We start from the raw sequence: 13894 nt of genomic DNA, 5'->3' as shown, positions 1-13894 counted from the left end.
GCATTCAGCGTTGTGCGCCCAGGGTTTCGACAAAGCCGGCGATGCGCTGGCAGGCGTCCTTGAGCACGTCGTCGGCGACGGTGAAGGAGATCCGCACGAAGCCCTCGGCACTGGCGCCGAAGGCCTGGGCGTCGAGCACCGAGACCCCGGTGGCGCGGAACAGCTGCCAGGCGAAATCCATGCTCGACAGCCCGGTACGACGCACGTCCACCAGCATGAACATCCCGGCCTCGGGCTCGCGGCAATCGAGCAGTTGCACCGGCTTGAGGCCGGCCACCACCAGATCGCGGCGCCGGCGATAGACCTCGCGAGCGCTGCCGATCACTTCTTCATCCAGCTCCAGGGCCTTGAGCGCGGCTTCCTGGATAAACCCGGGCAGGCCGTAGAGCATGCACAGCAGCAGGTTGTCCAGGTGCCCGACCAAGGCCGGCGGGGCGATCACCCAGCCCACGCGCCAGCCGGTCATGGCATGGGTTTTCGACAGGCTGTTGAGGATCACCGTGCGTTCGGCCATGCCTGGCATTGAGGCGATGCTCAGGTGTTCGCGGTCATAGGTCAGTTGCCCGTAGACCTCGTCGGAGATCACCCACAGGTCATGCTTGCGCGCCACCTCGGCCACGGCTTCCAGCTCCTCGCGGCTGTAGACGTTGCCGGTGGGGTTGCACGGCGTGGCCAGGGCGATGCCCCGGGTCTTGTCGGTCAGCGCCGCTTCCAGCGCGGCGGCGGTCAGGCGGAAGCCGTTGGCCGCCGGCTGCTGGACGCAGGCGATCTGCGCCCCGGAGGCATGCACGCAGGCCTCGTAGGTCAGGTACATGGGCTCGGGCACCAGCACTTCGTCGCCACTGCCGAACAGGCACAGGCAGGTGGCGAACAGACCGTTCTGTGCACCGGCCACCAGGGCCACGTTATCGGCACTGACATCGATGCCCAGCAGGCGCCGCTGCTTGGCGGCAATCGCCTCGCGCAGGGCCGGGCGGCCGAGGACATGGGTGTAGTGGGTGTCACCTTGCTCCAGGGCAGCGCTGGCGGCGGCGCTGATGCGCGCATCGGTGGCGAAGTCCGGATCACCGACGCTGAGGACGATCACATCCTCGCCACGGCCCCGGGCCTCGATGGCTGCGTAGTGAATATCCCAGGCGCTGACGGATTCGCCGCTGATGCGCTGAACGAAAGGTGAGTAACGCATGTTGTTCTCCTCACGGGCTTGGTTGCCCGTGCAATCAATGGGTTCAGGCCTGACGCTGGGGGGCCCGGTTTCGTTCGGGGTTGCCCAGGCGTGCGCACAGATGCTCAATGGCGAAGGCCAGGATGATGTAGATCAGTGCCACCGCCAGCAGCGGCTCGTAGACCTTCAGGGTTTGGGCGCGCACCAGGTTGGCGGCGCCGAGCAAATCAGTGACCGCCACGGTGGACGCCAGCGCAGTGGCCTTGAGCAACAGCACGCATTCGCCCACCAGGGTCGGGCGCACCAGCTCCAGGGCCCGGGGCAGCCACACCCGGCGCAGGGTCAGCCAGTAACCCATGCCGTAGGCGCGGGCGGCTTCCAGTTCGCCCCGGGGCACCGCGCGCAGGCCACCGCGCAGCACTTCACCGACATAGGCGCCGACACTCAGGGTCAGGGCCAGGGCCACGTACCAGAAGCCTTCACGCAGGTAGGGCCAGAGAAAGCTGCCGCGAATCGGCGGGTAGGCGGCGAACAGGCTGCCGACCCCGTAATAGAGGATGTAGATCTGCACCAGCAGCGGCGTACCGCGGAACACGCTGATATAGAACTGCATCGGTGCGCGAATCAGAGGGTTGCGCGACGCCCGGCCCAGGCCCACCACCACCGCCAGGGCAAAGCCGCAGATTCCGCTCAGCAGCAGGAGCTTGAGGGTGATGCCCAGGCCGCGCAGCAGCTCTGTGGAAAAACCGTTGATCCAGGAAAAGTCCATCCGAGTCTCCTAGTGCTGGGGCAGCCAGCGGTTGGTGCGACGTTCGAGCACACGGAACAGGCTGCCGGACACCAGGGTGATGACGAAGTAGAAAGCCGCGACCGCGAGGTAGAACACCAGGTAGTGCTTGGTGGAACCGGCCGCCTGTTTGCCTACTGAAAGCAGTTCGCTGTAACCGACGATGCTGATCAGCGCGCTGTCCTTGACCAGTACCAGCCACAGGTTCGACAGCCCGGCCATGGCGTAGGGCAGCATGCTCGGCAGCAGGATGCGCCGCACCAGCAGCCAGCGCTCGATGCCGTAGGCCCGCGCCGCTTCGATCTGGCCGTGGGGAATGGCCTGGATCGCGCCGCGGATGATCTCCGCCGAATAGGCGCCCTGGACAATCCCCAGCACCAGTACCGCCGCGATAAAGCCGTTGACCGTGACACTCGGACGGTCCATGGCGGCCATGGCCATGTTCAACAGGTCAGTGCCGGCGTAGTACAGCAACAGAATCAGCAGCAGCTCGGGCATGGCCCGGTACAGGGTGGTGTAGACGTTGGCCAGTTTCACCAGCCAGCGCGGGCCCTTGAGCTTGATCATCGCCACCAGCAGGCCGATGCCCAGGCCGAGGACGAAGGCCCCGGCGGAAATCTGCAGGGACACCAGCGCGCCCTGGGCCAGGGCGCCGAGCCAGCCGTCGGCGACGAACAGTTGGGAAAGGTCGGACAGAGAAATCATGACGTATCCAGTCAACGCCGGCGGCCCGCGCAAACGGGCGCGCCGGACGGCTTAGTTGGCAGAGATGTCGACGCTGAAGTAGCGGCTGCGGATCTTGTCGTAGGTGCCGTCGGCCTTGAGCGAGGCCAGGGCGGTGTTGATCCGCTGTTGCAGGGCGCTGTCACCCTTGCGCAGGCCGACGCCGATACCGGAACCGAACAGCGGGTCTTTCGGCGCCAGGCCCTTGTCCGCGAGGCCGGCACCGGCCGCGGTCTTGAGGATCGGCTCGATGGTCAGGGCGTCGGCCAGCATCACGTCGATGCGCCCGCTCTGCAGGTCGGCGATCATGTCGTCCTGGGTGGTGTAGTAGCGCAGGGTCGAGGTCTTGCCGTAGTAGGTCTTGGCGAAGGTGGCGTTGGAGGTCGAACCCTGCACGCCGATCAGCTTGCCCTTGAGGCCTTCGGGAGTGGTCGCAAGCTCCAGGCTCTGGTCGGCGACCCACATGGCCGGGGTCTGGTAGTAGGGCGCGGAGAAATCGATGACCTTCTCGCGCTCCTCGGTGATGCTCAGGGAATTGAGGATGGCGTCGATCTGGCTCGATTGCAGGGCCGGAATCAGCCCGTCCCAGGCCACTTCCTTGAGCGGGCACTGGGCCTGCATGCGCTCGCACAGGGCCTTGATCAGCTCCGGCTCGAAGCCGCTCCAGTTGCCGTTGCCGCTTTTCATCGAGAACGGCGGGTAGGGTTCCAGGGCGATGCCGAAGACGATCTTGTCGGCGGCCACGGCGTGGCTGGCCAATGCACTGAACAGGCAACCGGTGGCAAGCACCTTGAGCAGGTTTTTCATGGCTTTACCCTTTATCGAAGTTGTTGTTTTCAAGGATTGAAGCGGGACGTCAGACGCGGTTTTCCTGAGCCATGACGAATTGCCGGCAGCGTTCGCTGACCGGGTTGAGGAACACTTGCTGCGGCGGGCCTTCCTCTTCCACCAGCCCCTGGTGGAGGAACATCACCTTGCTCGACACATCCCGGGCAAAGGCCATCTCGTGGGTCACCAGGATCATGGTGCGGCCTTCCTCGGCGATGCCCTGGATGACCTTGAGCACTTCGCCCACCAGTTCCGGGTCCAGGGCCGAGGTCGGTTCGTCCATCAACAGCACCTGGGGGCGCATGGCCAGGGCCCGGGCGATGGCCACACGCTGCTGCTGGCCACCGGACAGAAAGGACGGGAAGGTGTCACGTTTGTTGGCCAGGCCGACTTTTTCCAGCAGGTGCTCGGCGTGGGCGATGGCATCCTTGCGATCTTCACCGAGGACATACACCGGCGCCTCGATAACGTTTTCCAGCACGGTGCGATGGGGCCACAGGTTGAAGCTCTGGAACACCATGCTCAGTTGGGTGCGCAGGCGTGCCACCTGGGCCGGGTCGGCGACCTGGGGGTTGCCGGCGCGATCGGTCTTGATGCGCACCTCTTCGCCATTGATGCGCAAGCTGCCGCTGCAGGGAATTTCCAACAGGTTGATGCAGCGCAGCAGGGTGCTTTTGCCCGAGCCGCTGGAGCCGATCAGCGAGACCACTTCACCTTCATTGGCGCGCAGGGCGATGCCCTTGAGCACGTGGTGATCGGCGTAGCTCTTGTGCAGATCATCGATCGCCACCACGGGATTGACGGAGTTGGGCTGCGATTGCAAGGGTCGACCCTCTTGTTATTGTGCGATGGCCGGGCAGTACCCGGCACAGGGTAGGGCTGGAGAATTAGCCATCGATGGCCTGGGGTCAATCGAGCTTTTTTAGCCGGACCCGGTAATTTTTTTCAGCAATGGACGGTTTTTCCGGCGACGGACAAGACTATTGCCGGACCACGTTTGCAGCTATGGTGCTGCCACTCGTTTTTTTGCAGTCGAGGCCTGATCGGTATGCGTTATCCCTCCATGACCGCCCTGCGCGCGCTGGACGCGGTGGCCCGCCTGGGCAGTGTCGCCGAAGCCGCCAATGAGCTGAACCTGACCCCCAGTGCCATCAGCCACCAGATCAAGAGCCTGGAGCAGACCCTGGGGTTTGCGCTGACCGAGCGCCAGGGCCGCAGCATTCGCATCACCTATCAGGGCGAGCGCTACGCTCGGGACATTCACCTGCTTTTGGCCAATATCCTCGAGGCCGGGCAGCGTTCCGATGGCCAGCAGGTCAGTGGCCGGCTGTGCATCAGCAGCCCGCCAGGGTTCGCCACCTACTGGCTGTGCACCCATATCGCCGAGTTCCAGGCGCTGTATCCCCAGGTGGAACTGCAGTTGGTGTCACCCCGCACTCCGGGCGACACCAGCGACAGCAGCGTCGATCTGTTCGTCGCCTACGGCATGGGTGACTGGCCCAACCAGCATGTGCAGAAGATCGTCTCCCTGCGTTACTTCCCGGTGTGCAGCCCGAGCCTGGTGAATGCCATGGGCGGCCTGAAAACCCTCGACGGGCTCGATCACGCCTTGCTCCTGCACATGATCGACTACTCCGATTGGCGGGTCTGGCTGGCAGCGGCCGGGGCGCCGAATGTCGATGTACGCCGGGGCATCATCTTCGCCGACGCGCACTTCGTTCAATCGGCCTGCATCGCCGGCCAGGGCATCGCCATGGGCGACAACCTGATCAGCGGCGAGGCCCTGGCCCGGGGGCAACTGGTGCAGCCCTTCGGCACCGAGATCGAATCCAACCGCGGTTACTACCTGGTGGCCGATCTGCTCAAGGCCGAGCGTCCGGTGGTGCTGGCCTTCAGCGAATGGGTCAAATCCCAGTTGCAGGGCATCACCCGCTTGCACCCGGAGCCGCGCCGCAACGGCAAAGCGTGAATTTTATTGAGCAATCGCCGCGATTTTTTTCGATTGTTGCGCCTCGGGTGCAGCGACTAATGTCCCTCGACATCAGCCGGGCGCAGGGTGTCGTCCGGACGCATAAGAACAAGAGGAGTAGTCGATGACCACCTGTGCCCAGTCGCTGGTTCGTTTGCTGGAAGGTTATGGCGTGGACACGGTGTTCGGGATTCCCGGCGTGCACACCGTCGAGCTGTATCGCGGCCTGCACGGCAGCCGCCTGCGCCATGTCAGCCCGCGGCATGAACAGGGCGCCGGGTTCATGGCCGACGGTTATGCCCGGGCCAGCGGCAAGCCCGGGGTGTGCTTCATCATCACCGGCCCCGGCATGACCAACATCCTCACCGCCATGGGCCAGGCCTACGCCGATTCGGTGCCGATGCTGGTGATCTCCACGGTCAACCGTCGCGAGCACCTGCGCCTGGGCCATGGCCATCTGCATGAACTGCCGGACCAGCGGGCGATGGTGGCCGGGGTCTGCGCCTTCAGTCATACCCTGCAGTCGCCTGCGGAACTGCCGGAGCTCCTGGCCCGGGCCTTTGCCGTGTTCAAGTGCGCGCGGCCACGGCCGGTGCACATCGAGATTCCCCTGGATGTGCTGGACATGCCCGCCAACGACCTCAACCTGATGCCCCGCAGCCTGCCCGGTGCTCCGGCCCCGGCCGGAGCCTCGATCGAAGCGGCCGCGACCTTGCTCAACAGCGCTCACCGGCCGTTGATCCTGGCCGGCGGCGGCGCCCGGGGTTGCGCCGAGACGTTGCGCCAGTTGGCCGAACGCCTGCAAGCGCCGGTGGCCCTGACCACCAACGCCCGGGGACTGTTGCCCTGCGCGCACCCGCTGTTGCTCGACGGCGTGCAGTCATCGGCCCATGGCCGGGCGCTGATCGACGAAGCCGACGTGGTGCTGGCCGTGGGCACTGAACTGGGGGAAACCGACTACGACTTCTTTGGCCTGGGCCCGCTGCGTTTCAAAGGCTCGTTGATCCGCCTGGACATCGACCCGATGCAGGTCATGGGCGTGCAGCGGGCCCATGTCGGCCTGGTGGGCGATGCCCTGGAAGGCTTGCAAGCCTTGCTTGGCAAAGTGCTGCAACCCAGCTCTCGCGGTCGTTGGGCCGTGGACAGCGTGCAGCGGGTCAACCAGGCCGAACGCACCGGCTGGACGCCCAAGCAACAAGGCCTGCAAGGCTTGCTCGACCTGCTGCGCGACACCCTGGGCAGCCCGATCCTGGTGGGCGACTCGACCCAACCGGTGTACCAGGGCGCCTGCGGCTACCAGGCACCGGCCCCGGCCAGCTGGTTCAACGCCGGCAGCGGTTACGGCACCCTGGGCTACGGCCTGCCGGCAGCCATGGGCGCCAAGCTGGCACGGCCCGAGCGTCCGGTGGTGGCGCTGGTGGGGGACGGCGGCTTGCAGTTCGCCAGCAGCGAACTGATCGCCGCCAAGGAAGCGCAGATCGGGGTGATCCTGCTGGTGTGGAACAACCAGTGCTACGGCGAGATCCGCGACTACATGCAGGCCCGGGACATCGCGCCGCTGGGGGTGGACATCCTCACTCCGGACTTCCGGGCCATGGCCCAGAGCTTCCATGTGGGGCACCATCGCGCCGACACCCCGGCGCAGTTGCAGCAACTGCTGCAGAGCCTCAGGGATATCCGCCAGCCGGTGATGATCGAAGTCGACGCCGGCGCCTATCTGGCTCTGGACTGATCCGCAGGCCTGTTCTGCGAACGGGCTCTCCAAGAATGAGTCTTCAAGGGACAGGCCTTCAAGGGATAAGGTGGGTTACATTGACGTAGCCCGCCAGGACGCACCTTGTCACTTGAGGATTCATGGATGAACTGCATTTTCTGCCAGATTGTCGCCGGCACCCTGCCAGCGGCCGTGGTTTACCGCGATGAACACTGCATGGCCTTCATGGACGTGCATCCCATGGGGGCGGGTCATGTCCTGCTGATTCCCCAGCCCCACGTGGAAAAGCTCGATCAATTGCCCGGCTTCGTCCGTCAGCATCTGTATCAGGTGTTCGATGGATTGCTGGCCGCGCAGCGGCGTGCCGGCTACGGCGTCGAAGGCACCCACCTGCTGGTCAATGATGGTCGGGCCACCAACCAGCACATCCCCCATGCCCATCTGCACCTGATCCCGCGCAAGCGTGGCGATGCCCTGGGCTTTGCCGGGCGCCTGCTGCTGCACTTCAGCGGGTTGTTTGGGCGTCGCGCCAAACTCGAGGTCCTGCAGCAGCAGGCTGCCAGCATTGCCGAACAAGTGCGCGTGCCCTGGGTCAGTGAAACCCCGATGGGCGGTCGCTGATATGGATCGCCGCCGGGCGCTGGCGCTTGAATATGCGGAGGCCCAGTACCTGCGGGCCCGGGTTCAGGGCTTGGCGAACTTGGCAGGCAACCCCCATGGGGCCAGCCTGCTGGGCGAGCCGGGGTGTGGCGCCTTCGTCGTCGCTGGCAATCCCAGCCCGATGATGAACCGGGTGCATGGCGACTGGGCGCAACAGGCCTGCCGCCTCGCCGAGCTGTTACAGACCTGCGCGGCCTGCGCCCCGGCGATCGCCTTGATCGCTGAGTCAGCCAAGGTGGCGGGCACCCTGGAACTGGAGGGGCAGCCATTGCAGCGCCTCAAGGGTTGGACCCACGGGCAGTTGTTCGCTTCGATCGACGAACTGGCGCCGCCGTCTTCGGCGCTGGATATCGAGCCGGTGACGGCCTTGAACCTTGAAAGGTTCTGCGCGCTGCACAGCGAAGGCTTCAATACCCCTGCGGCGGCGCGGCCGATCAACCAGGCGGCTTTCAGCGGCTTGCTCAACGATGGGCGCGGGCATTTGTACCTGCTGCGGGACCGGGGTGTTGCAGTGGCTGGCGCAGCGCTGTTCATCGCTGACAATGGCGTGGCCTACCTGGGCACTGCCTTTACCACCCGGGCCGCCCGGGGGCAGGGCCATCATCGGGCCCTGATCGGCCATCGCGTGCAACAGGCCGCCGCTCTTGGCGCCCGGAGTGTCGCGGCCACGGCCCTGGTGAACTCGCAAAGCCGGCGCAACCTGGAGCACTACGGCTTGCGCCTTTGTCACCTGCAGGCCCTGTATCGGGCGGTGCCTTAGCGCGAGCTCTATGGCGCCGCTGGCGCCGGGGCGAAGCGGATCGAGTACAGAATCGCCCTCAGGGTGGCGAAGTCCTGAAAGAACCCGACGCTATCAGCCACCACCTGACGCTGGCCGCTGTCGATCAGCGCCATCAGGCAGGTGCCGCCATAGGCGTGAAAGCCGGTGTCCCCATCGCTGATGCCGCAGGTCTGATAGGCCAGCAGGCCTTTCCAGCCGGGGCCTGAAATCTCTTGCACCGGGCTGGGTTCATCCCTTCCGGCGCTGCGCATCCACACGCCGTTTTCCTGATAGAAAAACAAACCTTCGGCGGCCTGTTCCAGGCTGCCCTGCTGCAGGCACAGGTGCAGGGTGTATTCCTCCTGGGGACGTTTTTTCGGGTGGTCCAGGGTGAGGCAGTTCTGCGCCTGGCCAAGCTTCCAGCCTTTGGGGTATTGCAGGCTGAAGCCCTGGGCCTTGAAGCGTGGTGAATCCATGGGCAATACCGGAACTCCGGCTTCCTCGCGCAAGGGTTCGTACAGGCTGGGATCGTCGCGACAGGCGGACAGCGGGCGGGCCTTGGCCTTGTGCAAGTGGTCGAGGCGATGAGTCTGTGGATCAGCGTTGGCGCTGACACAAGCACAGCCGTAGCCGTAATGATTGTTGGTCCGCACCCATTGCTGATCGTTGAAGGTGGGCCAGTCGCCCTCGGCCTGATAACCGCCCTGGCTGGCAATTTCCCAGACGCCGTCGCGGTCGGTCAGGGTGGCGTTGGCCGGCGTCGGGTTCTCGAACCAGCCGCATCGGCGTTCGACCTTGGCCGGAGCGGCGCTGGCGGGTAAGGCAAGCAGTGTCAGGAGTGTGCAGATCAGGGCACGCTGAAACATGGAGCATCCTTGTTCGGGGTTGAGAACCGCAGATTGTGCGCCGGCATTGGCGTTAGTAGAGACCGAGGTCCTTGTTCTTCAGTAGCGCCACTTGCGCACCAAGTCGTCGCCGTAACGCTGGCTGATCAGCGCTTCGGCGCCGTCGTCGTCCTCGTACACCTCGGCCAGGCACAGCAGCATCAGCGCATCCAGGTACTCCTCGGGGGAGTCGAAGAAACGTGTCAGCGCTACGCCGGTGTCGTGATCGAAGTAGTAGACCGCGCCGCTTTCCCGGTGGAAACAGAACAGGTTGCCGTTGCCCAGGTAGTCGCCAAAGGCAACCAACTGGTGCGCCAGTGCCAGGTCCAGATCGCTCTCGGGGATATCGACAATGCCAGGGTAGGCCTCCAGCAGAGGCTGGATCGGGGTATGGCCGGGGCCTACGCTGCAAAGGATCTCCGCCAGGGACAAGACCCCCAGCTGCCGATGATAGTCGCGCAGAGAAGGCGGCAAGGCACAGCCCAGACGCTGCTCCAGGGCTACCAGCGCTTCCTCGCTGACGGGGGTTAATTCAGGCTCGTTGACGTGTCCTTCCCACAGCGCACCGTAGGCACCGATGACCGCCAGGTACCAGCTCAGCCGCGCGGCTTGATCAGGCAGATCCGGCCAGGCCAGGGGCGGGCAGCCGGCAGGGGGCCATTGCTCGGGGGTGGTTTGATCGGTCATGGAGCGTCCTTGCGAGGGTGTCGGGAAGGGGAAAGCTTTATCCATGGCTTGAACACATGGGTCAAGCCTGATGAGCGCTGCGGACATTGTTGGCGGCAAGGTCCGGATCTAGCCTGTGGTTTCGATCTTGAATACATAGGGGGGACCGCCCAATGACCTTGAAACGGGGCGCCATCGATGCCTGGACGCAGCCGGCCAACGGCCGTGCCCGGGCGCTGTTGCCGGAAGTGGCGCGGTTGTTCGAGAAGTCCGGGTCCGCGCATTTGCTGGACCAGGCCCTGAGCATTGAACACACGGTGGAACTGATGGACCAGGCAGGAGTGGAGAAACTCATGCTTTCGGCCTGGTGCCGGCCCGAGGGCTGGGTGTTCAGCAACGATGAGATTGCGGCTTATACCCGGGCCTTTCCCGAACGTTTCGTCGGCGTGGCCACGGTGGACCTGAGCCGGCCGATGGCGGCGGTGGCCGAGTTGGAACGGGCCGTCAAGGAACTGGGCTGCAAGGCTCTGCGCATCGTGCCCTGGTTATGGAAACTGCCGCCCAATCATCGCTGGTATTACCCGCTGTATGTGAAGTGCATCGAATTGGGCATTCCCTTCTGTACCCAGGTTGGTCATACCGGGCCGCTGATGCCCTCGGAAACCGGGCGGCCCGTGCCGTACCTGGACGAGGTGGCCCTGGACTTTCCCGAACTGGTGATCGTTGGCGGGCATATCGGGCACCCCTGGACCGACGAGATGATCGGTCTGGCCTGGAAGCACGACAACATCCACATCGATACCTCCGCCTACCTGCCGGCCTATTACCCCCCGCAGTTGCTGCACTTCATGCGCACTTATGGCCAGGACAAGGTGTTGTTCGGCAGCAACTTCCCCCAGCTGTCGCTGAAAAAATGCCTGGAACAGGTGCGAGCGCTGGAACTTCCGCCGGCCATTGCGGACAAATTCCTCCAGGGCAATGCCCGTCGGGTATTCGGTTTGTAAGCGCTGGCAAAAGGCGCTCAAGCGGATCTCCTGGGCGCCTGAACGCCGCTGCGGCGGTTTTTCTGGGGGTAGGTTTCTTGCTATCGTGGCCTCCCTCTTTCACGGACGAATATCGAGACAGCCCATGGCTAACTCCACCCCGTCACGCCTCGGCAAGATCCTCCAGGGTCTGCTGTTTGTTCTGATCGGCATTGGCCTGTTGGCCATTGCTGTCAATCTCACCCTCGATCGTCGCGAATTCATTGCCAGCGCCCAGACCGCCGACGGTATCGTCAGCGACCTGAACGCCGGTGGTTCGCACCCCGAGATCGCCTTTACCACCGGCAGCGGTGAGAAAATTTCCTACCCCCAGGGCGGCTTTATCTTCGGCTACCAGAAGGATCAGCCCGTGCGGGTGTACTACCAGCCTGAGCGGCCGGCCAACAGCGCGGTCATCGACGACCCGGCAGCACTCTGGGCCACCCCGGGTGTGCTCGGCCTGATCGGTTTGGTATTTACCCTGGCCGGCCTGGTGGGTGTCATCAGCCAGCGCGGACGAGCCACACAAAGAGCAAAAGGACTTTGACCCCATGAACCTCAGCATTCCGATTCCGGTCAACGAAAGTAAATGGCTGTACCAGACCGCCAGCGGTGGCGGCCTGACCATCGCCCTAGTGGCCGGCGGTGGTGGATCGATCACCCTGCGTTCGCCTCAGGGCAAGGACGTCAGCTATCGCTACGGCGGTCTGGGGGTGGGCGCCGGCTTTGGTGGGCGCCTGCCGCGTTTCGGCAAGGTCAATATCCAGGTCAAGGGCAAGAGCGTCAGTGGTGCCGGTGCGGCGGAGGCTTTTCCCAGCACCGGCAAGGTCTTTGTCAGCGATGCCCTTCGCAGCCGGGACCTGACCGAGGACGACATCACCGGGCCTTGCTTCTATACCGAAGTCGGTGGCGGACTGGTGGTGGGCGGTTCGGCCACGGCCCTGCTGTTCGGCCTGGACCCCAAGCTACTGGCCCTGGCCGTCTTTTTGGGAAGCAACCCGGCGACCATGATGGCTTCGATCAAGGTCAACGAGCAGCTGCTGCGTTCGGCCAAGGGCGCAGTGGTCATGGCTGGCATGAACGTCGGACCACAGGCCGGTGGCGGCATTGCCACCTACATGGGCTACCTGTTCTAGCCTCGCCCTGAGGCGCGCCGGGAGTCACAGGCGCGCCAGGCACTCCTGGAGAACATCCAGGCCCTCCTCAAAGATTTCAGGCTCGGTGGTCAAGGGCGCCAGCAGGCGAATGATGTGCCGCGACTTGCCGCTGGGCATCAGCAGCAGCCCGGCCTCCCGGGCGTTGCCGAGCAGGGCGCTCAACTGTTCCGGCGCCGGTTCGCCGCGGGCATTGACCAACTCGATGCCGCGCATCGCGCCGACGCCGGTCAAGCGTCCCAGATACGGGCTCAGCCGATCGTCTTTCCAGCCCTCATAACGTTGCACGATGGCCTGTTCCTGGCGTTCGCCCCAGGCTTGCAGATGTGCATCGGTCATTTCCTCCAGGGTGGCAAGAGCGGCCGCGCAAGCAATCGGGTTGCCTGAATAGGTGCCGCCCAGGCCGCCCTTGGGCAGCACGTCCAGCAACGCCCTGCGACCTACCACCGCGCCCAGCGGAAGCCCGCCGCCAATACTCTTGCCCAGCAGGATCAGGTCCGGCTCGATGCCCAGGCGAGAGAAGGCAAAGCGCTGCCCGGTGCGGCCGAAGCCGGACTGGATTTCATCGGCGATCAGCAGAATTCCGTGTTCGTCACAGAAGCTGCGTAACGCCCGGGCGAAGGTGGCGTCCAGGGCCAGGAAGCCGCCTTCGCCCTGCACCGGTTCGAGGATGAAACAGGCCACTTCCTCGACATCGATTTCCACACTGAACAGGCGCTGCATGGCCTTCAGCGCTTCGTCGCAGGTGACGCCGTTGTCGGCGCTGGGGAAGGGCAGGTGGTACACCGGCCCGGGTAGTACTCCGACCTTCTGCTTGTAGGGCGCTACCTTGCCGTTGAGGTTGAGTGTGGCCAGGGTGCGCCCGTGAAAGGCGCCGTCGAAGGCGATGACCGCACTGCGCCCGGTGGCCCCGCGGACGATCTTCAGGGCATTTTCCGCGGCCTCGGCGCCGCTGTTGGTAAGCATGCCGCTGACCGGGTAACGCACCGGGATAAAGTCCGCCAGGCGCTGCATGAACTCGATGTAGGGCTCGTGGTACGCGGCGTTGAAGGCGTAGTGGGTGAGCCGGGTGGCCTGCTGCTGGATGGCCGCGATGATCCGCGGATGGCAATGCCCAAGGTTGAGCACGCCGATACCGCCGACAAAGTCGATGTAGCGCTTGCCGTCGCTGTCCCAGACTTCGGCGTTGCGCCCGTGGCTGAGGCGGATCGGGTGGACGGTGGAAAGCGAACGGCTGATGTTCTCGTGGCTCATGGATGCGGGCTCTGGGTGCCGGAAACGAGCCGTTATCTAAGCCGTTGGCGAGGGCTTGGGACAAACGAAATAAAGTCGTCGGTTCAGTATGAAAATTCCCGATGTGCCCAAAGTGCCGTGTCAACGATCCCGGGTCTTGCGCCGTTTGCGCAGGTGACGGATCAGCGCGGCAACGGCGACCAGTGCTACCACAGCAACGACGTCGAGTCGTGATCTTGGCTGTGAGTGCCTTGTTTCTGAGGGGGGGAGTGCGTCAGCTCCATCATCTTGATGGAGCTGATACAGGGGGCAGAAAAATCTGCCACTCC

15 protein-coding genes are annotated in these 13894 nt (G+C 64.4%); 7 read left to right on the top strand and 8 right to left on the bottom strand.

Annotation, left to right across the window (positions count from 1 at the left end):
- Positions 1-4 precede the first annotated feature (4 nt).
- From LOY69_RS24375 to LOY69_RS24355, 5 genes are read right to left on the bottom strand one after another with little or no spacing between them, the layout of a single operon-like run.
- Positions 5-1186 carry a pyridoxal phosphate-dependent aminotransferase gene (locus tag LOY69_RS24375; protein ID WP_110652255.1) on the bottom strand — a complete coding sequence of 394 codons (1182 nt, stop codon included), beginning with the start codon at positions 1184-1186 and terminating at the stop codon, positions 5-7.
- 43 nt (positions 1187-1229) lie between these two features.
- Positions 1230-1934, bottom strand: coding sequence for an ABC transporter permease (locus LOY69_RS24370; RefSeq protein ID WP_102860356.1), 705 nt, complete (start codon positions 1932-1934; stop codon positions 1230-1232).
- A gap of 9 nt (positions 1935-1943) precedes the next feature.
- Positions 1944-2657, bottom strand: coding sequence for an ABC transporter permease (locus LOY69_RS24365; RefSeq protein WP_047305985.1), 714 nt, complete (start codon positions 2655-2657; stop codon positions 1944-1946).
- Between the two features lie 51 nt (positions 2658-2708).
- Positions 2709-3482 (bottom strand): transporter substrate-binding domain-containing protein, encoded by a 774-nt coding sequence (locus LOY69_RS24360; RefSeq protein ID WP_102860357.1) that lies wholly within the window; start codon positions 3480-3482, stop codon positions 2709-2711.
- A 49-nt stretch (positions 3483-3531) separates the two neighbouring features.
- Positions 3532-4326 (bottom strand): ABC transporter ATP-binding protein, encoded by a 795-nt coding sequence (locus LOY69_RS24355; RefSeq protein ID WP_102860358.1) that lies wholly within the window; start codon positions 4324-4326, stop codon positions 3532-3534.
- 225 nt (positions 4327-4551) lie between these two features.
- Between LOY69_RS24355 and LOY69_RS24350 the strand changes: the two genes are divergently transcribed.
- From LOY69_RS24350 to LOY69_RS24335, 4 genes are all read left to right on the top strand, one after another.
- A complete protein-coding gene (locus tag LOY69_RS24350; RefSeq protein WP_170001477.1) occupies positions 4552-5472 on the top strand; it encodes a LysR substrate-binding domain-containing protein in 921 nt (306 codons plus the stop codon).
- Between the two features lie 124 nt (positions 5473-5596).
- Positions 5597-7204, top strand: a complete 1608-nt coding sequence (locus LOY69_RS24345; RefSeq protein ID WP_265073712.1) for a 5-guanidino-2-oxopentanoate decarboxylase — start codon at positions 5597-5599, stop codon at positions 7202-7204.
- Positions 7205-7330: 126 nt separating this feature from the next.
- Positions 7331-7807: an HIT family protein gene (locus tag LOY69_RS24340; protein WP_265073711.1), complete on the top strand. Its 477-nt coding sequence runs from the start codon at positions 7331-7333 to the stop codon at positions 7805-7807.
- A 1-nt stretch (position 7808) separates the two neighbouring features.
- The gene (locus LOY69_RS24335) at positions 7809-8606 is read left to right on the top strand and encodes a GNAT family N-acetyltransferase (RefSeq protein WP_265073710.1); all 798 of its coding nucleotides are present in this window, start codon (positions 7809-7811) and stop codon (positions 8604-8606) included.
- 8 nt (positions 8607-8614) lie between these two features.
- Here the strand turns inward: LOY69_RS24335 and LOY69_RS24330 are convergent, their stop codons facing one another.
- Positions 8615-9472 carry a DUF4087 domain-containing protein gene (locus LOY69_RS24330; protein WP_265073709.1) on the bottom strand — a complete coding sequence of 286 codons (858 nt, stop codon included), beginning with the start codon at positions 9470-9472 and terminating at the stop codon, positions 8615-8617.
- 78 nt (positions 9473-9550) lie between these two features.
- A complete protein-coding gene (locus tag LOY69_RS24325; protein WP_102880842.1) occupies positions 9551-10177 on the bottom strand; it encodes an SMI1/KNR4 family protein in 627 nt (208 codons plus the stop codon).
- Between the two features lie 152 nt (positions 10178-10329).
- Between LOY69_RS24325 and LOY69_RS24320 the strand changes: the two genes are divergently transcribed.
- The 3 genes from LOY69_RS24320 to LOY69_RS24310 all read left to right on the top strand — a co-directional run bounded on the left by LOY69_RS24320 (position 10330) and on the right by LOY69_RS24310 (position 12314).
- The gene (locus LOY69_RS24320; RefSeq protein WP_265073708.1) at positions 10330-11160 is read left to right on the top strand and encodes an amidohydrolase family protein; all 831 of its coding nucleotides are present in this window, start codon (positions 10330-10332) and stop codon (positions 11158-11160) included.
- 124 nt (positions 11161-11284) lie between these two features.
- Positions 11285-11725: a DUF3592 domain-containing protein gene (locus tag LOY69_RS24315; protein ID WP_199012301.1), complete on the top strand. Its 441-nt coding sequence runs from the start codon at positions 11285-11287 to the stop codon at positions 11723-11725.
- Positions 11726-11729: 4 nt separating this feature from the next.
- Positions 11730-12314, top strand: a complete 585-nt coding sequence (locus LOY69_RS24310) for a hypothetical protein (RefSeq protein WP_102880841.1) — start codon at positions 11730-11732, stop codon at positions 12312-12314.
- A 24-nt stretch (positions 12315-12338) separates the two neighbouring features.
- On the opposite strand, the gene LOY69_RS24305 is transcribed toward LOY69_RS24310, so the two are convergent.
- Entirely contained in the window at positions 12339-13586 is a 1248-nt protein-coding gene (locus LOY69_RS24305) for an aspartate aminotransferase family protein (protein WP_265073707.1), read from the bottom strand.
- Positions 13587-13894 lie beyond the last annotated feature (308 nt).

The sequence above is a fragment of the Pseudomonas sp. B21-059 genome, assembly GCF_026016285.1.
GTDB lineage: Bacteria > Pseudomonadota > Gammaproteobacteria > Pseudomonadales > Pseudomonadaceae > Aquipseudomonas > Aquipseudomonas danubii.
Note: the sequence above shows the minus strand (reverse complement) of the source record. Positions and strands in the feature narration are given on the sequence as shown.